Here is a 23,454-nt window from a genome sequence, read left to right as displayed (position 1 = left end):
CATTATTATTTCAGTTAAATGAAGGTTGCATTACAAAAAATACAATAGTCACATAATTTAGAAGGTTTATTCAGGGGAACGACTGGAGAGGAGCACAAATGGGTGGGGGCCCTGCCAGCTACATCCCGGCACCCACGTCGTCTGCCCTGGCTGCTTCCTTCCGGACCTGACCTGGTGAACAGAGTAGCGTTGCGGGAGAACCAACAGAGCCCCCATTGAGAGCGTTGATAACCAACGCGCTGGCGCATTATCCCTGTGGAGCACCTCAATTGCAAGCCGCTGGCAACCGGATGCTGGATTATTGCGCAAACTGCCCCGACAATCTTCTTTATCTTCGTATAACATTACCCTTCGCTGATTTCCCGCAGGAGAAACAATGGACGAACATGACACTTTCCCACAGCGAGTGTGGCAAATCGTAGCCTCGATCCCGGAAGGCTGTGTCACGACCTATGGGGAAGTCGCCCGGCTGGCGGGTTCTCCACGCGCGGCGCGTCAGGTAGGCGGCGTGCTAAGGAGGCTACCAGAAGGAAGCACGTTACCGTGGCACCGGGTCGTCAATCGCCATGGCGCCATTTCCCTCACCGGGCCAGACTTGCAGCGCCAGCGTCAGGCTTTACTTTCAGAAGGGGTGCAGGTGTCCGGGGCAGGACAAATTGATATGCAGAAGTATCGCTGGGAGTACTGACGCCCTCTCCCGTCAACATGGAGAGGGCGAAAGAGAATTACAGCTGTGTTGGCGGTGTAGGCAGAGTCGGCTGATTGGTCTGCGTTGCAACAGGCACTTCAGTTTGCTGCACCGGTACCAGGTTCAGGTCGATTTTGGTGCCGCCTTTGTTGACCGCTTCCTGCACGGTATCGGTGATAAAGACCAGCTTATCGTTGATCGTTACCGCCGCGCTCAGGAGGATACGCGCATTGGGTTGCACGTCAGACGGGTTGTACGGCAGCACAAAGCTGAACGGCGCCTGTTTACCCTCTGTACGAACCGCGCGCTGCGCAAGCACTTTAGACGGCGCATCCGCCAGGGAAGCATCAGACAGCGTGACCGTTAAAACCGCATCCGGCGGCAGCGCAACCTTCTGTTTGATCCAGATCGTACCGGAAACATTTGGCTGCTGAATAGCTTGCTGTGAAAGGGTGTTAATCCCGTTTGCGCTTGCTGTTGGCACCGGTACATCGGCACTCTTACCAGCACAGGCGGACAACGCTACCGCAATTGCTACACCACTGAGCATAGGCACGAGTTTCATTGAAGTCTCCTTATCATCAATGCACCAGCGGGATCGATCCCATCTGATGTCGTTTTATTCACATAACGAATACAAGTGTGGCACAAATCACGGATTTATGCCTAATTTCGTCCGGATATTAAGATTATTCTACCCATCGGACCACTTTCATTTCTGGGTTATACTCAGCGTATCTTTCGCCACGGCGTTTATTGAGGACCACTATGAGTCAGGCACTGAACAATCTGCTGACATTACTGAACCTGGAAAAAATAGAAGAAGGGCTATTTCGCGGACAGAGCGAAGATTTAGGCTTACGCCAGGTTTTTGGCGGCCAGGTCGTGGGGCAAGCGCTGTATGCCGCCAAGGAGACCGTCCCGGCAGACCGTCTGGTGCACTCGTTTCACAGCTACTTTTTACGCCCCGGTGATAGCGCTAAACCGATTGTTTACGACGTGGAAGTTCTGCGTGACGGTCAAAGCTTCAGCGCCCGTCGCGTGGCGGCCATCCAGCATGGCAAACCCATCTTCTACATGACCGCCTCGTTCCAGGCGCCAGAGCCGGGCTATGAGCATCAAAAAAAGATGCCGTCTGCCCCGTCGCCGGACGATCTGAAATCGGAAACCGAAATTGCCCGCGCTCTCGCGCATCTGCTGCCGCCGCAGGTAAAAGAGAAGTTTCTGTGCGATAAACCGCTGGAGATCCGCCCGGTCGAATTTCATAACCCAATGAAGGGGCATACCGCTGAGCCCGCCCGCCAGGTGTGGATCCGCGCCAACGGCAGCGTACCCGCAGATTTACGCGTGCATCAGTACCTGCTGGGGTATGCGTCGGATTTCAACTTCCTGCCGGTTGCGCTACAGCCGCACGGTGTGGGCTTCCTCGAAAAAGGGATGCAGGTAGCCACAATTGACCATTCCATGTGGTTCCACCGTCCATTCGATATGAATGAATGGCTGCTTTACAGCGTGGAAAGTACCTCTGCGTCCAGCGCGCGCGGCTTTGTACGCGGGGAGTTTTACACTCAGGATGGCGTGCTGGTGGCTTCTACCGTGCAGGAAGGTGTGATGCGTAATCGCGGATGATGTAAAAAGCCCGGTGGCGCTGCGCTCACCGGGCCTGCGAATTGTGCTTTTTCAGGCCGGGTAAGGCGAAGCCGCCGCCCGGCAAGGCACTCAAATTATGCGTTATAGGCATTCTCGCCGTGGCTGTTGACGTCCAGGCCTTCGCGCTCCTGCTCTTCCGGCACGCGCAGCCCAACGGTCATATCAGCCAGCTTGTAACCGATAAAGGCCACAACACCGGACCAGACAACGGTGATCGCGATGCTTTCCAGCTGTACCAGCATCTGATGCATCATGGTCACGCCTTCTGCGTAACCTACTCCGCCCAGAGATTGGGCAGCAAAGATACCGGTCATGATACAGCCGACGATGCCGCACACACCGTGTACGCCGAATACATCACACGGATCGTCAACGCGCAGAACACGTTTCAGTGCGGTAACGCCCCACAGCCCCGCCAGTCCTGCGACGATACCGATCAGCAGCGCACCGCCCACGCCCACGTAACCGCACGCTGGTGTAATACCTACCAGACCGGCAATCGCCCCGGAACAGGCACCCAGCAGCGATGGCTTGCCGCGAACGGCCCACTCGCCAAATACCCATGAGAGGATAGCGCCGGCGGTTGCCACAACGGTATTCACGAAGGCCAGCGCGGCGATTTCGTTAGCGGCGCTGGCTGAACCTGCGTTGAAGCCGAACCAGCCAAAATAGAGGATGGCGGTGCCGGTAAAGACCATCGGCAGATTGTGCGGCTTGAATGCTTCCTTCCCGAAGCCCACGCGCTTACCAATCAGGTATGCGCCTACCAGACCTGCTACCGCGGCGTTGATGTGCACAACGGTACCGCCCGCAAAGTCCAGCGCGCCATGGGAAGCCAACAGACCACCTCCCCAGACCATATGCGCAATCGGGATATAGGAGAGCGTCAGCCAGACCACCACGAAAATCAGTACCGCAGAGAAGCGGATACGCTCAGCCAGCGCGCCCACAATCAGCCCCACGGTGATGCAGGCGAATGAGCCCTGGAACGCGACATGAATATACTGATAAAAACTGCCCATCACCGCGGTCAGTTCGATATTTTTCAGCATCGCCCAGTTAACGTTGCCGAAGAAGGCGTTGCCCTCCCCGAAGGCCAGCGAGTAACCGTAAACCACCCACAGCACGCACACCAGCGCGAACGTGACGGCAACCTGCGTCAGCATGGAGAGTACGTTCTTGCCGCGGATCAGGCCGCCGTAAAACAGCGCGATCCCCGGAATCGTCATGAACAGCACCAGCGCGGTGCAAATCATCATAAAGGCGTTATCGGCTTTGTCTGCCACAGCAGGTGCAGCCATTGCCAGGCCCGGCAGCAGTGCCAGCGAACCCAGACCTGTTTTCATTGTTGCTTTCTTCATTTTCTCGATCCCTATCACTGTGTGCCAGGAGTTACTTACAACGCCGCTTCGTCAGATTCGCCGGTACGGATGCGAATGACGCGCTGTAGTTCGGCAACGAAAATTTTGCCGTCGCCAATTTTTCCGGTGTAGGCTGCTTTGCTGACGACATCAATCACCTCATCAAGCTGATCGTCGGCAATCGCCACATCAATCTTCACTTTTGGCAGGAAGTTAACGCTGTATTCCGCCCCGCGATAAAGCTCGGCATGACCTTTCTGACGCCCAAAGCCTTTCACTTCGGTGACAGTCAGTCCCTGAATACCCATGGAAGACAGCGCTTCACGCACGTCTTCGAGTTTGAATGGTTTGATTACCACCGTAACCAGCTTCATATATCCCCTCCAGTCAGAATTCGGTAATGGCCGCAGCTAACACGAAAGGGATATTGCAAAGGGTGTGCCAGAAGTGAAAGGTGAGGAGGAAAGCGCCGCGGCGCGCATGCGCCGGGTAGGGATGAAAAAAAACGCACCATGGCAGTGCAGGGTGCGTTTCAGTTTTGCACCAACGGTTAAGTCTGTTAGCGCATTGCCTTGTTATGGTGCATCAGGCGCTGAGTGACTCTTCCTCGCGCGCGCTGGCGGCCAGTTCGTCGCCTGCCAGCTGCAACTGATACATCTGCCAGTAGCGTCCTTTTGCCTCAAGCAGCGCTCTGTGCGTCCCCCGTTCAACGGCCTGGCCACGGTGCAGCACCAGAATGGTATCGGCATCGACGATGGTTGAGAGGCGGTGGGCGATTACCACCAGCGTAGTGCGATCCCGCACGGCAGCCAGCGCCTGCTGGATCGCCTGCTCGGTACCGGAGTCAATGCTTGCGGTCGCTTCATCCAGAATTAACACCTGTGGCGTCTCAATCAGCACGCGCGCCAGCGCAAGAAGTTGCTTTTGCCCGACCGAGAGATTATTGCCCTGCTCACCCAGCCGGGTATGGATCCCCTCGCTTAACCCGCGCGCCAGATCCGCAAGCTGCACCGTTTCCAGCACCTCCCATACCTGCTCAGGCGTGAAAGGTCGTCCCAGCGTCACGTTGGCATAAAAGGTATCCGCCAGTACCACCGGATCCTGCTGCACCATCGCGACGCCCTTACGTAACGCGTTGTGGCTAAGCGCGGCAAGCGGCCGTCCGTCCAGACGGATCTCCCCCTGCGTCAACGGATAGTAGCCCATCAGCAAACTGGCGAGCGTGCTTTTGCCGCTGCCGGTATGCCCAACCAGGGCGACAAAACCGCGCGACGGTACCTCGAGGTTGATATCCTGCAAGACAAGCTGGTCGTCGCGGTAGGCAAACGAGACATGATCAAACGCTATGGATCCACTTTCCAGCGGGCGTTCGTCATCGCCATAGGTCTGACGCGGCCTGTCCATCAGCTCGAATACACGCTCGCCCGCAACCACCGCCTGTTGCAGCATCGATTGCTGCGTGGTGAGTTCAATCAGCGGTTCGTTAAGGCGTCCAAGGTAGCTGATAAATGCGTACAGTACCCCCACCTCGATGGTTCCGCGCGTCGTCAGGCCAAACAGCATCAACAGCCCGCACAGCACCAGCGCAGAGAAGAGGCTCAGCAGCGGGCGTAACAGGAAGCCATCCAGCCGTAACGTCTGCATCCGCGCCATATAGTGCGAGCGGCTGGCTTCTCCCATTCGCTCGCCAAAACGCGCCTGCTGGCGAAACTGCTGGATAACGCTCATGCCGTTGATCACTTCGTTGAAGCCATCATTGATATCTGCGAGGTAAGCGCGCACGCGACGAACAATCGGCGTGCTGTAGCGCTGGTAAATTACCATCACAATCAGCACCGCCGGGAAAATAGCGATCGCCACCAGCGCCATACGCCAGTCCAGGCTGAACATCGCCACCAGCATCGCGCCAATCAACGCGGCACTGCGCAGAACCGTTGCGACAACGGTTACATAGAGGTCGCGGATCACCTCGGTGTCATTGGTGACGCGCGAAATAACCTGCCCGACCGGCTGAGTATCAAACTCGCTCAGCGGCTGGCGCAGCGCGGCATCCATCACATCCGTGCGAAGCTGCTGGACCACGCCCACGGCGGCCCGGTTAAACAGCAGCGACTGCGCATAGTGCAGCCTCGCCGCCGTCAGCTGTAGGCCGACATACGCCACGCCCAGCCCCGCCACCAGCCCCAGCGGCAGATAGTTTTTCGCCACCATATTGTCGATGAAATAACTGATAAGCAGCGGACCGGTCACCTCCGCAATCGCGGCGATCCACAGCAACAGCACGGCGATGGAAAGCGGTTTGCGCCACGGTGAGCCATAGGCCAGCAGCCGTTTTAACGTCGGCCACATCTGTCCAAACTTACGCATCGGCGACCTCCTCATCCAGCGCGGCTTCAAGCTGTTGATAGCGGTACATATCCCGATACCATCCGGTCTGCCCGGCAAGCTGCTCATGCTGACCACGCTGAGCAATATGCCCGTGCTGAAGCACCAGAATTTCACTGGCTTCGGTAAGGGCCGACAGACGGTGCGCGCTGATGATGACCGTGCGCCCCTCTCCCCACTGGCGAAGGTTATGCAAAATTTGATGTTCAGTACGCCCGTCAACTGCGGACAGCGCATCATCCAGTATCAGGATCTCAGCGTCCAGCAGCAGCGCGCGGGCAATAGAGATACGCTGTTTTTGTCCGCCGGAGAGCATAACGCCCCGCTCACCCACTTCCGTATCGTAGCCCTGCGGCAGGCGCAGAATATCCTCGTGGACGCTGGCCAGACGCGCCACGTGCTCGATCTGGTCCTGTGTCGCCGTCGGACACCCGAGCGCGATATTGTTGGCAATGGTGTCTGAAAACAAAAACGGCGTCTGGCTGACGACCGCCAGGCGGCTGCGCCAGTCATCCAGCAGCAGACGTGGCAGAGGGACGTCGTGGAAACGGATATCGCCTTCGCTCACGTCAAAATGGCGCTGAATCAGTGACAGAATGGTGCTTTTACCGGAACCCGTCGGGCCACAGATGCCCAGCATCTGACCAGGACGCAGCGTGAAACTGACGTTCTCAAGCACCGGATGTTCCGTTTGCGGGTAGATAAAGGCGCGGATATCAGCCTTGAGAATACCCGGACCTTCCGCCACCGGCTCGCTGCCATCGTTCACGACCGGCACTTCCGCCAGCATGGCGCGGATACGGCTGTAAGCGGCGCTCCCGCGTTCAACGATATTAAACATCCAGGCCAGCGCCAGCATCGGCCAGATCATCAGCCCAAGGTACATCGCAAAGCTGGTTAACTGCCCGAGGGTCATCGTGCCTTGCACCACCATCCAGCTGCCGCCGCCCACTGCCAGCAGGTTCGCCATGCCAATCGCAATATAAATTGTCGGATCGAAACGGGCATCAATACGCGCCACGCGCATGTTTTTCGCGCCGGTATCGGCGGCGTCGGCGGCAAACAGCGCGGACTGGCGGTCTTCCAGACCAAACGCTTTGATCATGCGGATGCTGGTCATGCTCTCCTGGGTGCGATCGTTCAGCGACGAGAACGCCGCCTGCGCCAGCTTAAAGCGTTCATGGAGCTGCTCGCCGTAGCGGTTAATTGCCAGCGCCATCAGCGGCATCGGCAGCAGCGCCAGCAGCGTGAGCTCCCAGCTAATTTGCGTAGACATCACAATCAGTACCGCACAGCCCATCACCAGGGAATCCACCAGCGTTAGCACCCCTTCACCGGCGGCAAACACCACGCGGTCTACATCGTTAGTGGCGCGGGCGATGAGATCCCCGGTACGGTGACGCAGATAAAACTCAGGGTGCTGGCGGCTCAGCTGGCGGTAAAAGTCCTCGCGCAGCTCAACGGCAAGCTGATAGGACGCGCCGAACAGCAGCACGCGCCAGACATAACGCAGCAGGTAAACCACCACGGCCGTCAGCACCAGCGTACCGCCCCACATCATCACCCGTGCGGCGGTGTAATGTTGTTCCGTAACGCCATCCACGACGTAACCCACCACTTTGGGCGGGATCAGTTGCAGAATGGCAATGATAATAAGCAGGGCCACCGCGCCGAGGTAGCGTTGCCACTCCCGACGAAAGTACCAGCTTAATTGGGCAAATAATCGCACGCGGTCTTTTCCTGAAGGTATTTTTAGAAGTTATTCAATGGGTAACGCTGTGGTGTATTTAATCTGTTCCATGGCGAAACTGGAGGTGACATCGGACAAGCCTGGTACGCTATTGACCAGCCGCTTGTAGAAATCATCGTAGCGCTTCATGTCTGCCACCTGAACGCGCATCAGATAGTCGTATTCCCCCGCCATGCGCCAGAAGCCGAGCACTTCGGGCATGTCGGAAACCTGGGTGACGAAGCGGCAGTACCATTCGCTACTGTGATGCTGCGTTTTTATCAGGACGAAGGCGGTCAGTCCAAGCCCCAGTTTTTCGGGATCCAGCAACGCCACGCGTCCCAGCAGAATGCCATCATCTTCCAGCTTCTTGAGGCGCTTCCAGCACGGTGTGGTGGTCAGATTAACGGCATCTGCCAGCGCCTGCAAAGAGAGGGTGCAGTCGCTTTGCAGCAAAGAAAGCAGCTTACGATCAATTTTATCTAACATAGCCACCTCGAAGAGAAAATTATTCTCCTTACATTCTATTTTAAAGGTCAGATAGCAACAATTTTTTCTGTGCTTTTCGCTATGCTGGGCACAAAATGACAAACGGATAACTACGATGAATAGCACCTGGGTTAAACATGCCATCAGCGAAATAAATGCCGACTATCAGCGCTCGGCAGACACCCACTTGATCCGCCTGCCTCTGCCTGGATTTCCCGGCATTCAGCTTTACCTGAAGGATGAAAGCACCCATCCTACCGGCAGCCTGAAGCATCGCCTGGCGCGTTCACTCTTTTTATACGGTTTATGTAACGGCTGGATCAAAGAAGGCACCACGATTATTGAATCGTCGTCCGGATCAACTGCCGTCTCCGAAGCCTACTTTGCCCGCCTGCTGGGCCTCCCGTTTATCGCCGTGATGCCCTCCTGCACGGCGAAACGTAAAGTCGAACAGATCGAATTTTACGGCGGACGCTGCCACTTTGTGGAAAGCGCCTGCGAAATCTATGCGGCCTCCGAAATGCTGGCCCGCGAACTGAATGGTCACTATATGGACCAGTTTACCTTCGCCGAGCGCGCCACCGACTGGCGCGGCAATAATAACATTGCGGACAGCATTTTCCGCCAGATGACCCACGAGCCGCATCCTGTTCCCTCTTACATTGTCATGAGCGCGGGCACGGGCGGAACCTCCGCCACCATCGGACGTTATATCCGCTGTCAGGGTTATGATACGCAGCTGATGGTGGTTGACCCGCAAAACTCGGTGTTCCTCGATTACTGGCAATCCCGCGATGCCAGCCTGCGCAGCCCCGTGGGGAGCAAGATCGAAGGGATTGGTCGCCCGCGCGTCGAACCCTCGTTCATTCCGGACGTTGTGGATGAGATGCTCCGCGTGCCGGACGCCGCCAGCGTCGCGACGGCGCACTGGCTGGAGACACAGCTTGGCCGTAAAGTCGGGGCTTCCACCGGCACCAATATGTGGGGCGCGCTACAGCTGGCCGCGAGGATGCGCGAAGAAGGCCGTACCGGCTCTGTCGTCACGCTGCTGTGTGACAGCGGGGAGCGCTACCTGGACACCTATTACAACGCAGAATGGGTGCAGGCAACTATTGGCGATGTAGAACCGTGGAAAGCGCAGATTTCGCAGCTGGTGAAATAAAAAAAAGCCAGGCTAAAGCCTGGCTTGCTGGAAGGGTCTCACTATTCGGGGGAATATGGGAGGTTATTTTTGTCCAGCCAATGCGTCAAAAAATGGGACACCGCTTCGTTACGACAGTGTCCGATAACCGGTAAATGCGGGAGCGCGGCAATAAGTTGCGGCATCGCGTTCCCCATAATCAGTCCACGACCCACGCTGCTCAGCATCTCGTGGTCGTTCATGGCGTCACCAAAGGCCATACAGTCCTGCATCGTCAGCCCCAGATGATCGCTCAGCACCGCCAGCGCAGATCCTTTGTTACAGCCCACCGGCAGCACTTCAAGGCAGTCCACCGCCGAGAAGGTCAGGTGCGCCCGGTCGCCCAGCGCCTCGTTAAGCTGAATACGCAGGCGGCAGAGATCGTCGTGATCGCCACAGAAGCAGATCTTGGTCACCTTGTGTGCCGGAATGCGGCGCAAATCGATAAGCTGATATTTAAAGCCGCTGTAAACGTGAGCGTGCAGCAATGCCGGGATCTCACGCCCGGTAAACCAGCCTTCATCATTAAAAACATGCACGCTGGCCTGCGTATCCCAGGTGCTGTGCAGGACAATGTCCGCCACTTCCGGATTCAGATCCTGACGGTGCAGCATATTGCCGTCGACGGAGTGAATGCGCGTCCCGTTGCCGGTGATCAGGAACGCATCGAGGGCAAATGTTCCCAGCAGATGGCGCATCTCGAGAACATGACGACCAGTGGCAAACGTCAGGGTGACTTCACGCTCGCGCAGGCGCTTAAGTGTGTTCAGGGTTTTCTCCCCTAAACGGTGATCCGGCATTAACAGCGTGCCGTCCATATCAAATGCAGCGAGCCGAGCCATAATTACTCCCGAAATGTGATGCGGTTAACTTGTGCATCAGTATTACGTGAGATATACGGAAGTAATAGTGAATAGATGATAATTATTGTTCCGGGTTTTTCATGCGCCAGCTTAATCGTCTTAACCAGTATCAGCGTCTGTGGCACCCCTCCGCCGGCGCACCGCAGCAGGTTACCATCAGTGAACTTGCCAGCCGCTGCTTTTGCAGCGAGCGACATGTTCGCACCCTGCTGCGCCAGGCGCAGGAGGCGGGCTGGCTAAGCTGGCACGCCCGCTCCGGACGAGGTAAGCGTGGGGAATTACGCTTTCACGTCACCCCGGACTCGTTGCGTAATACGATGATGGAAGAGGCCCTGAAAAGTGGACAGCAGCACAACGCGCTGGAGCTGGCCCAGCTCGCGCCTGAAGATTTGCGATCGCTGCTGCATCCGTTTATGGGCGGGCAGTGGCAGAACGATACGCCGACGCTGCGTATTCCCTACTATCGCTCGCTGGAGCCGCTCCAGCCAGGGTTTCTCCCTGGCCGGGCGGAGCAGCATCTGGCGGGACAGGTATTCTCTGGTTTGACGCGTTTTAATGGTAACAGCAGTGAACCCACGGGCGATCTGGCGCATCACTGGGAAATCTCCGCTGACGGCCTGCGCTGGCATTTCTACATTCGCTCCACCCTGCACTGGCATAACGGCGATAAAATAGAGACGGCACAGCTCCGGCAAAGCCTGACGGCGCTGTTATCGCAGCCCGGCTTGGGCACGCTTTTCCGCAGCGTCTTACGTATCGAAACCACGCATCCGCAGTGCCTGACGTTTATTCTCCATCAACCTGACTACTGGCTGGCGCACAGGCTGGCAACCTACTGTAGCCGTCTGGCGCATCCCGATTACCCCGTGGTGGGCAGCGGTCCCTTTCGACTGAGCGTTTTTGAGCCTGAACTGGTGCGTCTGGAAAGCCACGAGCAGTATCACCTTGGCCATCCGTTGCTTAAGGCTATCGAGTACTGGATCACGCCCCAGCTTTTTGACTACAGTCTGGGCACCAGCTGTCGCCACCCGGTGCAAATCGCCATTGGCGAGGCCGACGAGCTGGCCAGCCTGCGGCTGGTGAGTAACAGCACCAGTCTGGGTTTCTGCTACCTCACGCTGAAACAGAGCCCACGTCTGAGCGAACTTCAGGCAAAGCGGCTGATTAATATCATTCATCTCTCAACGCTGCTGCACACGCTTCCCCTGAACGAAGGGCTCATCACCCCTACCGAGGAACTGCTTCCCGGCTGGGCGATCCCCCAATGGCCTGATTTAACCGACGTTGCGCTGCCAGAGGCATTGACGCTCGTCTACCACCTGCCGGTTGAGCTTCACACCATGGCCAGCCAGTTAAAAGCATACCTTGCGCGGCAGGGTTGTGAACTGACCGTCATCTTTCACGACGCCAAAACGTGGGACGGGTGCCAGCAGCTTGCCGATGCAGACATCATGATGGGAGACAGACTGATTGGCGAAGCGCCAGCGTACACGCTTGAGCAGTGGCTCCGCTGCGATGCGCTCTGGCCGCATCTGCTGAGCGCACCGGCATACGCCCATTTGCAGGCCACGCTGGATGCGGTGCAGACGCAGGCCGACGAACGTGACCGACACGCAGGACTTCAGGCTATCTTCAGCCGGTTAATGGAGACAGCCGTCCTGACGCCGCTCTTTAACTACCAGTATCAAATCAGCGCGCCTCCGGGCGTCAACGGCATACGCCTTAACACTCGCGGCTGGTTTGACTTCACCGAAGCCTGGCTTCCTCCCCCAAACGCGTGAAGAAGCTGGTCGCCGCTTTAGCCAGGCGTTAACATGACGCTTTTACTGTAACTGTCGAGATGATCTATGAAACGTGCCGTCGTCGTGTTCAGCGGAGGACAAGATTCCACAACCTGCCTGATTCAGGCGCTTCACCAGTATGATGAAGTGCACTGCGTCACTTTTGATTATGGTCAGCGTCATCGCGCTGAAATCGATGTCGCTCGTGAACTGGCCCTCAAACTGGGCGCCCGCGCTCATAAAGTGCTGGACGTGACGCTGTTAAATGAACTGGCCGTCAGCAGCCTCACCCGCGACAGCATTCCGGTGCCTGATTACGAACCGGATGCCAGTGGCATTCCGAACACCTTCGTACCGGGCCGCAACATTCTCTTCCTGACCCTGACGGCGATCTATGCCTACCAGGTGAAAGCCGAAGCGGTGATCACGGGCGTGTGTGAGACCGACTTCTCTGGCTACCCGGACTGCCGGGATGAATTCGTGAAAGCACTCAATCACGCCGTCGATCTGGGAATGGCAAAAGAGACCCGCTTCGAAACGCCGCTGATGTGGCTGGATAAGGCTGAAACCTGGGCGCTGGCCGACTACTGGGGCAAGCTGGATGTTGTTCGCAACGAGACCCTGACCTGCTACAACGGCATTAAAGGGGACGGCTGTGGGCAGTGTGCCGCCTGTAACCTGCGCGCGAACGGTCTGAATCATTACCTTGCGGATAAACCTGGCGTGATGGCCGCAATGCAGAAAAAGACCGGTCTGAAATAAGGGCTACCTGACCGTGCTGTCGAACGGTAAGTGTCGACAGCACAGTTATCCCTGAACATTTCTTACGCGATCATCTGCTCCAGCTTTTCGCGCAACTCCCCTTCCAGCGGCAACGCTTTCTGGGTTTTGAGATCGATACAGACAAAGGTGATCAGCGCATCGGCCACCACCTGCCCTTCTGGCTCCAGCGTAACGACCTGGCTCAATACACCACTTTTGCCATTCAGTTGTTGGACCTCACTGGTCACGGTGAGCACATCCCCCAGCACAGCCGGGCGGCGGTAGTTAATGTTGATATTGACGACCACAAACGCGATGTTGTGTGCGGTCAGCCACTGGAAGCTTTCGCTGTTCTCCAGACCGTCCCAGCGCGCCTCTTCAAGAAATTCAAGGTAGCGGGCGTTATTGACGTGCTGGTAAACATCGAGGTGATAACCACGGACTTTGATTTGTGTCTGCATAGCGCAATAGCCTTTCGTTGTTATAGGTTCAGAGGTCATAACTGGTATGACCTCTTTATCCTGGCAAATTTTTGCCGCAGTGCAAGTGATTACGCGATTACAGCGTCAGGTGTGCGAGATTGCGCTCAACCAGCGCGCTGCCCATACCCGGCACCTGCTTGAGATCGTCAAGGGTTTTGAAAGGGCCATACTCTTCACGATAGCTGACGATGGACTGCGCTTTTTTTAGACCCACACCATTCATAACGCGGGCAAGATCGTCCGCAGAGGCAGTATTGATACTGACCCGCGTACCCTCGTCCTCAATGGCTTTCGTGCTGGCCGTCGCGTTGGCTTTAACATGACCTTGTGACGTTGCATCGGCCTGGTTTTGTGCAGCCTGCGCTTTAACCGAGGGGGACGCCGCCAGCGCGCCCGCACTCATCCCGGAAGTGGCAATAGCCAGTGTAATTAACAGTGCTTTGATTCCACATTTCATGCTGTTTTCTCCTTGTTTGTTGACAGCCACGCCACGATAACCGCACGGGAAAACAGGGACAAACAACAGATTGCAGAAATGGAAAAGGCCGCGAAAGCGGCCTTTAGTTTTTGCAGAGCGTTACTAAAATCTGCGAGCAGATACGTAATTATTGCTCCTGAGTGACCACATCACCCAGTTTGATTTTGGCTTCTTTACGCAGGTTGCTCATCATCGCTTCGAAAGCAATCTGGGCATTGTTCTGGGTAATTCCCTGAACCATGGCCTTCTTCTGCGCGTCTGGCAGCGTACCGGCTTTTACTTCATCCAGCGCCAGAAGCACCACATTACCCTGCATATCGGTCGTGGTACCATAGACAGGTTTGTCTTTCGCCGGCAGGCTCAGGCCAAACGCCGCCTGGCTGACAGGATCCTGACCGGTACGGCTCAGCGTTTTTGCTTCGCCAAAGCTCAGGCCAGCCGCTTTCAGCGCATCGTTCTTACCGGCTTTCAGATCGGCCAGAATTTTCTCTGCATCCAGTTTTGCCTGCTGTGCCGCTTTGTTGTGTTTGACCAGCGCCACCACCTGATCTTTCACTTCCGCCAGGGGCTTCACTGCCTCGGCTTTGTGCTCGCTGACGCGCAGTACGAACGCACGGTCACCGTCAACGGTAATGATGTCTGAGTTGCTGCCCGGCGTACCGTTCTCACCGACCAGACCACCATTGAAAATGGCATCTGAAACTGGTTTGAAGTTCAGTTCTTCCGGCAGGTTTTCGTGGCTGAACCAGCCCGTCTCAACCGCTTTAACGCCAGCAGCCTGCTCAGCACCCGCCAGTGATTCGTTGTCGTTGCTTGCGGCATCGCTCACTTTCTGTTGCAGAGCATAGAAGGCGTCCAGCGCTTTCTCCTGCTTCACTTTCGCAGCGATATCATCACGAACGTCAGCCAGCGGCTTGGTTTTCGCCGCCACAACATCGTCCAGACGCGCCACCAGGAAACCAACGGAGGATTTGATTACACCAGACAGTTGGCCTTTCTCTTTCAGGCCTGCATTTTTCAGCTCGTCCGGGGTAGTGGACTCTTCCAGCCAGCCCATATCACCGCCGTTTTTGGCAGAAATAATGTCGGTGGATTTTGCTTTCGCTAAGGTGGCGAAATCAGCGCCTTTGTTCAGCTCGTCCAGCACGGCTTTCGCTTCTGCTTCCGTTTTGGTCTGGATCACGCTGTAACGGTTACGCTGCGGCTGAGTGAACTGATCCTGATGCTGGTCGTAGTAAGACTGGATCTCGGCGTCAGTCGCGTTTTCCTGCATCGCAGCTGCATCCAGCTTGATATAGCTTACGCGGAACTGTTCCGGAGAGATGAAGTTGTTCTTGTTTTGCTCGTAGTAAGCATTAACTTCAGCGTCGCTAACCTGCTGTTTCGCTGCCAGTGCGTTGACATCAATCGTCGCTTCACGCACCACGCGTTGCTGCGCCACCAGTGCCGCCAGCTCTTCAGTTTCGCCTTTCAGCATGAAATCGGTGCCCACCACCGCGTTGATCAGCTGTTGCGTGGTCAACTGGTTACGCAGCGCCTGAGCGTACTGGTCAGCCGTCATACCCATCTGGTTAACAATGCTGTTGTAACGCGCGTTGTCGAACTTCCCATTAGACTGGAAAGCCTGCGTCGAGAAGATGGCTTTTTTAACCTGCTCATCGCTGATGCCCAGACCCAGGCTTTTAGCGTACTGATCCAACAGCGCTTCGTCGATAAGGCGGTTCAGCGTCTGCTGACGCAGGTTTTTCATATAGCCTTCGTTGGCTGCAAGTTCAGAGTATTGGTCGCCCAGTTGCTGCTGCATGCGGTTACGTTCACCAGCAAAAGCGTTCTCGAACTGCCCACGGCTAATTTCCTGGCCATTCACTTTTGCGGCGTAGTTCGCGCCACCGCCGATGAGGTAACTACTCACACCGGTCAATATGAACGACACGATAATGATACCGAAAATAATCTTGAGCACGAGACTGTTAGCAGCCGTGCGTAAGCTGTCCATCATGGTGTAACAACACTCCGCTGTAGGTGACTGGTTACCTGACGCTGACGGAAAATCCTGACCGTCGCGCGTAAAGGCGTATTGTGACAAGAAAACAGGGCAATTGTCAGCCCACAACTCGCATAAACTCGCACAAATCAGGTCTGGACAAACAAAAAAGGCACATCAAACGATGCGCCCTTGTACTTTTCAGCTTCCCTGGAGCGGGAAAGCAATCAGTTTACTGCGTCTTTCAGCGCTTTACCTGCACGGAAACCCGGCACTTTAGCGGCAGCAATGGTGATCTCTTTACCGGTTTGAGGGTTGCGGCCAGTACGGGCTGCACGCTCTTTAACCGCAAAAGTACCGAAGCCTACCAGTGCAACGTCGTCCCCAGCTTGCAGAGATTCAGTAACAGAAGCAATTAAAGCATCTAAAGCACGTCCCGCTGCAGCTTTAGAAATATCAGCACCCGCAGCAATTTTGTCAATCAGTTGAGATTTATTCACTGTTCTCTTCCTCTCTTTATAATTTATATCGCACCTGAATCCTTCACAGCGCGACCGCGCAGCAGTTATATCAGTCCTGCTATGACCTTACAACACCCGTTGTTGATGGCTAACCCAATCAGCAATCTAAATTAGCTATACAAAAAAAGGCTGGCAAGTACGAAATGACTTACCAGCCTTGTTTTTATTGGCGCTCTTTGCGCGAGGTCACTATTTTGCGGTTACAACCTGCATTCCGGACGGTTCATTTTGCAGTGCGAGAGTCAGAACTTCCTCAATGCGTTTCACCGGATGGATCTGCAAATCGGCAATAACGTTGTCCGGAATCTCTTCCAGATCGCGTTTATTTTCGTAAGGGATCAATACGGTTTTGATCCCACCGCGGTGTGCCGCCAGCAGTTTTTCTTTTAACCCGCCGATAGGCAGTACCTGACCACGCAGCGTAATTTCACCGGTCATGGCCACATCAGCACGAACCGGGTTCCCTGTCAGGCAGGAAACCAGCGCCGTACACATGGCAATACCCGCGCTTGGGCCATCTTTCGGCGTCGCCCCTTCCGGAACGTGAACGTGAATGTCGCGTTTTTCGTAGAAATCCGGGTTGATACCCAGTTTTTCCGCGCGCGCGCGCACCACGGTCAGCGCCGCCTGGATGGACTCCTGCATCACTTCACCCAGTGAACCGGTGTAGGTCAGCTTGCCTTTGCCCGGGACACAGGCGGTTTCGATGGTCAGCAGATCGCCGCCCACTTCCGTCCATGCCAGACCGGTCACCTGACCAACGCGGTTTTCGTTGTCTGCACGACCGTAGTCGAAGCGCTGAACGCCAAGGTACGCATGCAGATTGTCGCCGTTAATCACAATGTGTTTCAGGCTCTTATCCAGCAGCAGCTGTTTCACCGCTTTACGACACAGTTTGGAGATTTCACGCTCAAGGCTACGCACGCCCGCTTCACGGGTGTAATAGCGAATGATGCCGATAATCGCGCTGTCCTCGACGGTCAGCTCGTTGGCTTTCAGCGCGTTACGCTCAATCTGTTTCGGCAGCAGGTGCTGCTTAGCAATGTTCAGCTTCTCATCTTCGGTATAACCGGAGAGACGGATCACTTCCATACGGTCCAGCAGCGGGGCCGGAATGTTCATGGAGTTGGAGGTCGCCACGAACATCACATCGCTCAGGTCGTAGTCCACTTCCAGGTAGTGATCGCTGAACGCCACGTTCTGTTCTGGATCAAGCACTTCCAGTAGTGCAGACGCAGGGTCGCCACGCATGTCCGAAGACATTTTGTCGATCTCATCGAGCAGGAACAGCGGGTTTTTAACCCCCACTTTCGCCATCTTCTGGATCAGCTTGCCCGGCATAGAACCGATGTAGGTACGGCGGTGACCGCGGATTTCCGCTTCATCGCGTACGCCGCCCAGCGCCATACGGATATACTTACGTCCGGTCGCTTTGGCGATGGACTGGCCCAGAGAGGTTTTACCCACGCCTGGAGGCCCTACCAGGCACAGAATTGGGCCTTTGATCTTGTTCACACGGCTTTGTACCGCGAGGTACTCAAGAATGCGGTCTTTCACGCGTTCCAGGCCGTAGTGGTCGGTATCGAGGATTTCCTGCGCCTGACGCAGGTCTTTTTTGACCTTGCTGCGGGCATTCCACGGAACCTGCACCATCCACTCAATATAGCCGCGCACGACGGTCGCCTCTGCCGACATCGGAGACATCATTTTAAGCTTCTGCAACTCAGCTTCGGCTTTCTCTTTCGCCTCTTTCGGCATCTTCGCCGCGTCGATCTTACGCTTCAGCGCTTCGTTTTCATCCGGCGCATCGTCCATCTCGCCGAGCTCTTTCTGAATGGCTTTCATTTGCTCGTTCAGATAGTACTCACGCTGCGATTTTTCCATCTGCTTTTTGACGCGGTTGCGAATGCGCTTCTCAACCTGGAGCAGATCGATCTCAGACTCCATCATCGCCATCAGGTATTCCAGACGTTCGTTAACGTCGGACATTTCCAGCACGGACTGTTTGTCAGCAAGCTTCAGCGGCATGTGCGCAGCGATGGTATCCGCCAGACGTGCAGGATCGTCGATGCTGTTCAGCGACGTCAGCACTTCAGGTGGGATTTTCTTATTCAGCTTGATGTAGCCTTCGAACTGGCTGATCGCGGTGCGTACCAGCACTTCCTGTTCGCGCTCATCAAGTTCCGGTGAATCAAGGTACTCTGCCTTCGCAGAGAAGTGCTCGCCATCGTCTGACAGAGTGGTAATACGCGCACGCTGTAAGCCTTCCACCAGCACCTTCACGGTGCCGTCTGGCAGCTTCAGCATCTGCAAAATAGAGGCCACGGTCCCGACGGTGAAAAGATCGTTTACACCCGGCTCATCCGTTGATGCTTCCTTCTGCGCGACCAACATGATTTTTTTATCATGATCCATGGCGGCTTCGAGGCAACGGATAGATTTTTCCCGCCCTACAAATAAGGGTATGACCATGTGCGGATAAACCACCACATCGCGCAACGGCAATACGGGGATTTCAATGCGTTCAGAACGCTCAGGATTCATAGAGCTCTCTCTTAGTTTAGTGTCCGCCAGGTAAACTGGTCATGTAACTGTGCTTCACACAACCATTAACATGTAATCCAGTATATGGGGATGTTTCCCATACATTCAACGCCATGAATACGGAAAAAGTAAAGGGGAGATAAAATCCCCCCTTTTTGATTAACTGATTGTATGAAATGGTGAATTATTCGCCAGATGCCTGCTGCGCTTCCGGTTTACCGTAAATCAGTAACGGCTTGGACTGGCCACCAATGACGGACTCGTCGATCACGACTTTTTCAACGTCTTCCATAGAAGGAAGATCGTACATCGTGTCGAGCAATGCTGCTTCTACGATAGAACGCAGGCCACGGGCACCGGTTTTACGCGCCATCGCTTTCTTGGCAATCGCGTCCAGTGCTTCGTCACGGAATTCCAGCTCAACGCCTTCCAGATTAAACAGCGCCTGATACTGCTTGGTCAGCGCGTTTTTCGGCTCTTTCAGGATCTGAATCAGCGCGTCTTCGCTCAGTTCGTTCAGGGTCGCCACAACCGGCAGACGGCCGATAAATTCCGGAATCAAACCGAATTTGATCAGATCTTCCGGTTCAACCTGCGCCAGCAGCTGGCCTTCGTTTGGTTTTTCAGACGTGGCTTTCACCGTTGCGCCAAAACCAATGCCGGAGCCGGTTTCCACACGGTGAGAGATCACTTTATCCAGGCCTGCAAACGCACCACCACAGATAAACAGGATCTTGGAGGTATCAACCTGCAAGAATTCCTGCTGCGGATGTTTACGCCCACCCTGCGGTGGAACAGCCGCAACCGTACCTTCGATCAGCTTCAGCAGCGCCTGCTGCACGCCCTCGCCCGAGACGTCACGGGTGATCGACGGGTTGTCTGATTTACGGGAGATTTTGTCGATCTCATCGATATAGACGATCCCGCGCTGGGCTTTCTGTACGTCGTAATCGCACTTCTGGAGCAGCTTCTGGATAATATTTTCAACGTCTTCACCCACATAACCGGCTTCGGTCAGGGTGGTGGCATCCGCCATGGTGAACGGAACATCCAGCAGGCGCGCCAGCGTTTCCGCCAGCAGGGTTTTACCAGAACCCGTAGGCCCGATCAGCAGAATGTTACTTTTGCCCAGCTCTACGCCATTGCTGGTATCGCCGTTACGCAGACGTTTGTAGTGGTTGTATACCGCCACCGCCAGCACTTTTTTCGCCTGCTCCTGACCAATGACATAGTCGTCCAGGTGGTGGCGAATCTCGTGTGGCGTTGGTAACGCGCTGCGCTCACGGTGCGGCGCGACTTCTTTAATCTCTTCGCGAATGATGTCGTTACATAAATCGACGCATTCGTCGCAGATATACACGGACGGCCCGGCAATCAGTTTACGCACTTCATGCTGGCTTTTGCCGCAAAAAGAGCAGTACAGCAGTTTGCCCGAACCATCTTTGCGTTTATCTGTCATGAGTCCAAACCTCTTTTTAAGTTCTATGTGCCGCACATGACGACGCAAATGCCATTCTCAGACGCAAGCTGCTTACAGGCAACGTTCCGCCCTACCTTAGTATAGCGGCACACTCGCGTCGCGGGCATCAATTACGATGGGTCAAAATGGAGTCGACTAAGCCGTACTCAACTGCCTCTGGTGCAGAGAGGAAGCGATCGCGCTCGGTATCGCGCTCGATCTGCTCGAGAGGTTGACCCGTATGCTGCGCCATAAGTTCATTCATGCGCGCTTTTACTTTCAGAATTTCTCGGGCGTGGATTTCAATATCCGTCGCCTGGCCCTGGTAACCACCCAGCGGCTGGTGAATCATCACGCGGGAGTTAGGCAGGCAGAAACGCTTACCTTTCGCCCCTGCGGTTAACAGGAAAGCACCCATGGATGCCGCCTGCCCCATACAGATGGTACTGACATCCGGCTTGATGAATTGCATGGTGTCATAAATTGACATGCCCGCCGTAATCACACCGCCTGGCGAGTTGATGTACAGGTAAATGTCTTTTTCCGGGTTTTCCGCTTCCAGGAACAGCATCTGCGCCACGATCAGGTTAGCCATATGGTCTTCCACCTGGCCGGTCAGAAAGATAACGCGTTCCTTGAGCAGACGGGAATAGATATCGAAAGAACGCTCACCGCGTGAGGTCTGTTCAATAACCATTGGCACCAGCGCCATATGGGGTGCAAAGTTATCTCGTTCGCCACTGTATGACATTTCCGTCTCCTGGTTCAAAATTGAAAACACCTGCTGTACTGATTGTAACCTTATGGACGGATTATCAGCCAGTCTCAATCATCGTGATTACATACTAATGGGGGTCGTCATGCCCTATTTCAAGCATAACAACGTTTTGTTGTAACGCTAACACTGAAAGGGCGTTTTAGCACCCTTCCAGCACTAAAGCTGTGATAAAAAAAACCCGTCGCCGGAGGGCAACGGGTTTTTTGTTCAAACTTTAAACCGTCGGGGCAAAATTACGCCTGCTGGTTCATCAGTTCGGTGAAAGAGGTCTCTTTTTCGGTCACTTTCGCTTTCGCCAGTACCGCTTCAACAGCCTGCTCTTCCAGTGCGACGTTGCGCATGTTGTCCATCAGCTCTTTGTTCTTACCGTAGAACTCGATCACTTCTGATGGATCTTCGTATGCAGAAGCCATCTCTTCGATCAGGCCTTTCACACGCTCTTCGTCAGCTTTCAGCTCGTGGGTACGAATCACTTCGCCCAGCAGCAGGCCGACAACAACGCGACGTTTCGCTTGCTCTTCGAACAGCTCGCGTGGCAGTTCCATCGCTTGCTGCTGGTTGCCACCGAAGCGCTGTGCAGCCTGACGGCGCAGAACGTCGATTTCGCTGTCGATCAGGGCAGCAGGAACGTCGATGTCGTTCGCTTTCACCAGACCTTCAATCGCCTGAGACTTCACGCGGTTACGTACAGCGCCGTTCAGCTCGCGCTCCATGTTTTTACGCACTTCGGTACGCAGGCCCGCAACAGAACCATCTTCCACGCCGAAACGCTTGATGAATTCTTCGGTCAGTTCTGGCAGTTCGCGCTCTTCCACTTTCTTCAGGTTGATAACGAACTTCGCTGCTTTACCTTTCAGGTTTTCAGCGTGGTATTCTTCAGGGAAGGTCACGTCAATGGTGAACTCTTCGCCAGCTTTGTGACCTTTGATACCGTCTTCGAAGCCTGGGATCATACGACCCTGGCCCATCGCCAGTACGAAGTCAGACGCTTTACCGCCTTCGAACTCTTCGCCGTCTACAGAACCGGTGAAGTCGATGGTTACGCGGTCTTCCGCGTCAACAGCGCCTTCTTTCTCTTTCCAGTTCGCCTGCTGCTTGCGCAGGGTATCCAGCATGCCGTCAACGTCTTCGTCAGTCACGGAAACGATCGGTTTTTCAACTTCGATAGATTCCAGACCTTTCAGCTCAACTTCCGGGTACACTTCGAACTCTACGGAGTAGGTGAAGTCTTCGCCCTGCTTGTATTCACCTGGAACGTAGTTCGGCGCGCCGGCTGGATTGATTTTTTCTTTGATGATCGCGTCGATAAAGTTGCGGCTCATCAGTTCACCCAGCACATCCTGACGCACGGAAGCGCCATAACGCTGAGCAACAACATTCATTGGTACTTTGCCCTTGCGGAAGCCGTCAATACGTACTTTTTTTGCTACGTTGACCAGCTCGCTTTTCACAGCAGTTTCGATGCTGTCAGCAGCGATAGTAATCGTTACACGGCGGCCAAGGCCTTGAGTGGTTTCAACTGAAACTTGCATCTTGTTACCTCAAAAAAATCACAGTGCTCGGTCAACTCTGAATCTGTCTGTTATACCGGGATGCTCTCTTATGTGCAGATTCACATTCCCTGTCGCCAGAATCATCCCGAAGACATTCAATAAGACGCGGCATTATAGCGGCATCACTTAGGTGAGTCGAGAACGGTTGGAGCATGTTGCTGCGGCTTTTTTCACACTTTAAGGCTATTTTTAGCCTTAAAAACGCGCCATCCGCTCAAAACTCAGACAAAACAAAACGGCCCGAAGGCCGTTTTGACGAAATCTGTAAGCAACATACTGGAAAAACTCCGGCGGTTGCAAATCCGATTTATCAGGCGATGGTGCCTGCACCCCGACAAGGCGGTGATGCGAATACCGTATCCTGTAGCCCTTCCCATTCCTTAATGGTGTAGGTATGCAGCGCCAGCGCATGTACGGTTGTGGAGAGTTCTTCCGTCAAGGTGCTGTAGATCAAGCGGTGTCGGTTCAGGAAACGTTCTCCCGTGAAGCGATCGCTGACCAGAACCACTTTAAAGTGGCTTTCAGAACCTGCCGGCACGTTATGACGATAGCTTTCGTCGACAACTTCGAGAAACACAGGGTTGAACGCTGCCCTTAATTTTTCTTCTATCTGTTCACGTATCATCATGAAATCACTCCTCCGACAACGCTAAGGTGTCACCCATCCCTTTCAATATTAGCCGCTTTTACCGGTTCCATTACACCTTGACAACAAATATTTAGCTTTCGTCTGATTTTCTCATCCAAACGAATGAAGTTCACTATGA

Annotated in this window: 21 protein-coding genes and 1 other RNA gene; 5 read left to right on the top strand and 17 right to left on the bottom strand. The window is 54.9% G+C overall.

Going from position 1 to position 23,454, the window contains the following annotated elements; translation table 11 throughout:
- Positions 1–109: 109 nt before the first annotated feature.
- Positions 110–206, bottom strand: an RNA gene (ffs, locus tag ACOTWU_RS13360) — signal recognition particle sRNA small type.
- A 170-nt stretch (positions 207–376) separates the two neighbouring features.
- Between ffs and ACOTWU_RS13355 the strand changes: the two genes are divergently transcribed.
- Positions 377–688, top strand: a complete 312-nt coding sequence (locus ACOTWU_RS13355) for an MGMT family protein (RefSeq protein ID WP_003859016.1) — start codon at positions 377–379, stop codon at positions 686–688.
- 37 nt (positions 689–725) lie between these two features.
- On the opposite strand, the gene ACOTWU_RS13350 is transcribed toward ACOTWU_RS13355, so the two are convergent.
- Entirely contained in the window at positions 726–1,253 is a 528-nt protein-coding gene (locus ACOTWU_RS13350) for a YbaY family lipoprotein (protein WP_040117270.1), read from the bottom strand.
- Between the two features lie 203 nt (positions 1,254–1,456).
- Between ACOTWU_RS13350 and tesB the strand changes: the two genes are divergently transcribed.
- Positions 1,457–2,317, top strand: coding sequence for an acyl-CoA thioesterase II (gene tesB, locus ACOTWU_RS13345; protein ID WP_015571264.1), 861 nt, complete (start codon positions 1,457–1,459; stop codon positions 2,315–2,317).
- 95 nt (positions 2,318–2,412) lie between these two features.
- Here tesB and amtB read toward each other — a convergent pair whose 3' ends face one another.
- The 5 genes from amtB to ACOTWU_RS13320 all read right to left on the bottom strand — a co-directional run bounded on the left by amtB (position 2,413) and on the right by ACOTWU_RS13320 (position 8,302).
- Positions 2,413–3,699, bottom strand: a complete 1,287-nt coding sequence (amtB, locus tag ACOTWU_RS13340; RefSeq protein WP_126499175.1) for an ammonium transporter AmtB — start codon at positions 3,697–3,699, stop codon at positions 2,413–2,415.
- 35 nt (positions 3,700–3,734) lie between these two features.
- The gene (gene glnK / locus ACOTWU_RS13335; protein WP_006809867.1) at positions 3,735–4,073 is read right to left on the bottom strand and encodes a P-II family nitrogen regulator; all 339 of its coding nucleotides are present in this window, start codon (positions 4,071–4,073) and stop codon (positions 3,735–3,737) included.
- A 211-nt stretch (positions 4,074–4,284) separates the two neighbouring features.
- Positions 4,285–6,066 (bottom strand): SmdB family multidrug efflux ABC transporter permease/ATP-binding protein, encoded by a 1,782-nt coding sequence (locus tag ACOTWU_RS13330; protein ID WP_252049333.1) that lies wholly within the window; start codon positions 6,064–6,066, stop codon positions 4,285–4,287.
- Positions 6,059–7,813, bottom strand: a complete 1,755-nt coding sequence (locus tag ACOTWU_RS13325; RefSeq protein WP_039271554.1) for a SmdA family multidrug ABC transporter permease/ATP-binding protein — start codon at positions 7,811–7,813, stop codon at positions 6,059–6,061. The genes ACOTWU_RS13330 and ACOTWU_RS13325 overlap by 8 nt, the downstream gene beginning before the upstream one ends.
- Positions 7,814–7,843: 30 nt before the next feature.
- The gene (locus tag ACOTWU_RS13320) at positions 7,844–8,302 is read right to left on the bottom strand and encodes an Lrp/AsnC family transcriptional regulator (protein WP_015571267.1); all 459 of its coding nucleotides are present in this window, start codon (positions 8,300–8,302) and stop codon (positions 7,844–7,846) included.
- Between the two features lie 115 nt (positions 8,303–8,417).
- On the opposite strand from ACOTWU_RS13320, the gene ACOTWU_RS13315 reads away from it, so the two are divergent.
- Positions 8,418–9,464, top strand: coding sequence for a PLP-dependent cysteine synthase family protein (locus ACOTWU_RS13315; protein WP_017383196.1), 1,047 nt, complete (start codon positions 8,418–8,420; stop codon positions 9,462–9,464).
- A 41-nt stretch (positions 9,465–9,505) separates the two neighbouring features.
- Here the strand turns inward: ACOTWU_RS13315 and cof are convergent, their stop codons facing one another.
- On the bottom strand, positions 9,506–10,324 hold the full coding sequence (cof, locus tag ACOTWU_RS13310; protein ID WP_017383195.1) for an HMP-PP phosphatase: 819 nt from the start codon (positions 10,322–10,324) through the stop codon (positions 9,506–9,508).
- Between the two features lie 101 nt (positions 10,325–10,425).
- Here cof and ACOTWU_RS13305 point away from each other — a divergent pair, with 101 nt between their 5' ends.
- Both ACOTWU_RS13305 and queC read left to right on the top strand, forming a co-directional pair.
- Complete coding sequence (locus ACOTWU_RS13305) at positions 10,426–12,126, top strand: SgrR family transcriptional regulator (protein ID WP_045327599.1); 1,701 nt, start codon at positions 10,426–10,428, stop codon at positions 12,124–12,126.
- Between the two features lie 66 nt (positions 12,127–12,192).
- A complete protein-coding gene (gene queC, locus ACOTWU_RS13300) occupies positions 12,193–12,888 on the top strand; it encodes a 7-cyano-7-deazaguanine synthase QueC (RefSeq protein ID WP_047355296.1) in 696 nt (231 codons plus the stop codon).
- Positions 12,889–12,950: 62 nt separating this feature from the next.
- Here the strand turns inward: queC and ACOTWU_RS13295 are convergent, their stop codons facing one another.
- The 9 genes from ACOTWU_RS13295 to bolA form a co-directional block, all read right to left on the bottom strand.
- Positions 12,951–13,349: a YbgC/FadM family acyl-CoA thioesterase gene (locus ACOTWU_RS13295; RefSeq protein WP_059294829.1), complete on the bottom strand. Its 399-nt coding sequence runs from the start codon at positions 13,347–13,349 to the stop codon at positions 12,951–12,953.
- Positions 13,350–13,446: 97 nt separating this feature from the next.
- Positions 13,447–13,827 carry a helix-hairpin-helix domain-containing protein gene (locus ACOTWU_RS13290; protein WP_110292619.1) on the bottom strand — a complete coding sequence of 127 codons (381 nt, stop codon included), beginning with the start codon at positions 13,825–13,827 and terminating at the stop codon, positions 13,447–13,449.
- 148 nt (positions 13,828–13,975) lie between these two features.
- Complete coding sequence (gene ppiD, locus ACOTWU_RS13285) at positions 13,976–15,847, bottom strand: peptidylprolyl isomerase (RefSeq protein ID WP_032670485.1); 1,872 nt, start codon at positions 15,845–15,847, stop codon at positions 13,976–13,978.
- Positions 15,848–16,059: 212 nt separating this feature from the next.
- The gene (hupB, locus tag ACOTWU_RS13280; RefSeq protein ID WP_002444653.1) at positions 16,060–16,332 is read right to left on the bottom strand and encodes a nucleoid-associated protein HU-beta; all 273 of its coding nucleotides are present in this window, start codon (positions 16,330–16,332) and stop codon (positions 16,060–16,062) included.
- A gap of 210 nt (positions 16,333–16,542) precedes the next feature.
- On the bottom strand, positions 16,543–18,897 hold the full coding sequence (gene lon / locus ACOTWU_RS13275) for an endopeptidase La (RefSeq protein ID WP_014882775.1): 2,355 nt from the start codon (positions 18,895–18,897) through the stop codon (positions 16,543–16,545).
- Between the two features lie 184 nt (positions 18,898–19,081).
- Positions 19,082–20,356: an ATP-dependent protease ATP-binding subunit ClpX gene (gene clpX, locus ACOTWU_RS13270; RefSeq protein WP_015571275.1), complete on the bottom strand. Its 1,275-nt coding sequence runs from the start codon at positions 20,354–20,356 to the stop codon at positions 19,082–19,084.
- A gap of 127 nt (positions 20,357–20,483) precedes the next feature.
- On the bottom strand, positions 20,484–21,107 hold the full coding sequence (gene clpP, locus ACOTWU_RS13265; RefSeq protein WP_006809880.1) for an ATP-dependent Clp endopeptidase proteolytic subunit ClpP: 624 nt from the start codon (positions 21,105–21,107) through the stop codon (positions 20,484–20,486).
- A 260-nt stretch (positions 21,108–21,367) separates the two neighbouring features.
- A complete protein-coding gene (tig, locus tag ACOTWU_RS13260; RefSeq protein WP_015571277.1) occupies positions 21,368–22,666 on the bottom strand; it encodes a trigger factor in 1,299 nt (432 codons plus the stop codon).
- 331 nt (positions 22,667–22,997) lie between these two features.
- Positions 22,998–23,315 (bottom strand): transcriptional regulator BolA, encoded by a 318-nt coding sequence (gene bolA / locus ACOTWU_RS13255; protein ID WP_003859051.1) that lies wholly within the window; start codon positions 23,313–23,315, stop codon positions 22,998–23,000.
- Positions 23,316–23,454: the final 139 nt, after the last annotated feature.

Origin of the sequence: Enterobacter cloacae complex sp. GYL001, from assembly GCF_049237125.1 — a bacterium.
GTDB classification, from domain to species: Bacteria; Pseudomonadota; Gammaproteobacteria; order Enterobacterales; family Enterobacteriaceae; genus Enterobacter; species Enterobacter hormaechei_C.
Note: the sequence above shows the minus strand (reverse complement) of the source record. Positions and strands in the feature narration are given on the sequence as shown.

What these genes read in the sequence shown, in the direction of transcription:
- cof (WP_017383195.1), bottom strand. Translation starts at nt 10,324, where the DNA reads ATGGCTCGGCTCGCTGCATTTGATATGGACGGCACGCTGTTAATGCCG.
- lon (WP_014882775.1), bottom strand. Translation starts at nt 18,897, where the DNA reads ATGAATCCTGAGCGTTCTGAACGCATTGAAATCCCCGTATTGCCGTTG.
- bolA (WP_003859051.1), bottom strand. Translation starts at nt 23,315, where the DNA reads ATGATGATACGTGAACAGATAGAAGAAAAATTAAGGGCAGCGTTCAAC.
- glnK (WP_006809867.1), bottom strand. Translation starts at nt 4,073, where the DNA reads ATGAAGCTGGTTACGGTGGTAATCAAACCATTCAAACTCGAAGACGTG.
- tesB (WP_015571264.1), top strand. Translation starts at nt 1,457, where the DNA reads ATGAGTCAGGCACTGAACAATCTGCTGACATTACTGAACCTGGAAAAA.
- ACOTWU_RS13355 (WP_003859016.1), top strand. Translation starts at nt 377, where the DNA reads ATGGACGAACATGACACTTTCCCACAGCGAGTGTGGCAAATCGTAGCC.
- ACOTWU_RS13330 (WP_252049333.1), bottom strand. Translation starts at nt 6,066, where the DNA reads ATGCGTAAGTTTGGACAGATGTGGCCGACGTTAAAACGGCTGCTGGCC.
- ACOTWU_RS13295 (WP_059294829.1), bottom strand. Translation starts at nt 13,349, where the DNA reads ATGCAGACACAAATCAAAGTCCGTGGTTATCACCTCGATGTTTACCAG.
- amtB (WP_126499175.1), bottom strand. Translation starts at nt 3,699, where the DNA reads ATGAAGAAAGCAACAATGAAAACAGGTCTGGGTTCGCTGGCACTGCTG.
- ACOTWU_RS13290 (WP_110292619.1), bottom strand. Translation starts at nt 13,827, where the DNA reads ATGAAATGTGGAATCAAAGCACTGTTAATTACACTGGCTATTGCCACT.
- ACOTWU_RS13350 (WP_040117270.1), bottom strand. Translation starts at nt 1,253, where the DNA reads ATGAAACTCGTGCCTATGCTCAGTGGTGTAGCAATTGCGGTAGCGTTG.
- queC (WP_047355296.1), top strand. Translation starts at nt 12,193, where the DNA reads ATGAAACGTGCCGTCGTCGTGTTCAGCGGAGGACAAGATTCCACAACC.
- clpP (WP_006809880.1), bottom strand. Translation starts at nt 21,107, where the DNA reads ATGTCATACAGTGGCGAACGAGATAACTTTGCACCCCATATGGCGCTG.
- ppiD (WP_032670485.1), bottom strand. Translation starts at nt 15,847, where the DNA reads ATGATGGACAGCTTACGCACGGCTGCTAACAGTCTCGTGCTCAAGATT.
- ACOTWU_RS13320 (WP_015571267.1), bottom strand. Translation starts at nt 8,302, where the DNA reads ATGTTAGATAAAATTGATCGTAAGCTGCTTTCTTTGCTGCAAAGCGAC.
- ACOTWU_RS13315 (WP_017383196.1), top strand. Translation starts at nt 8,418, where the DNA reads ATGAATAGCACCTGGGTTAAACATGCCATCAGCGAAATAAATGCCGAC.
- clpX (WP_015571275.1), bottom strand. Translation starts at nt 20,356, where the DNA reads ATGACAGATAAACGCAAAGATGGTTCGGGCAAACTGCTGTACTGCTCT.
- tig (WP_015571277.1), bottom strand. Translation starts at nt 22,666, where the DNA reads ATGCAAGTTTCAGTTGAAACCACTCAAGGCCTTGGCCGCCGTGTAACG.
- ACOTWU_RS13305 (WP_045327599.1), top strand. Translation starts at nt 10,426, where the DNA reads ATGCGCCAGCTTAATCGTCTTAACCAGTATCAGCGTCTGTGGCACCCC.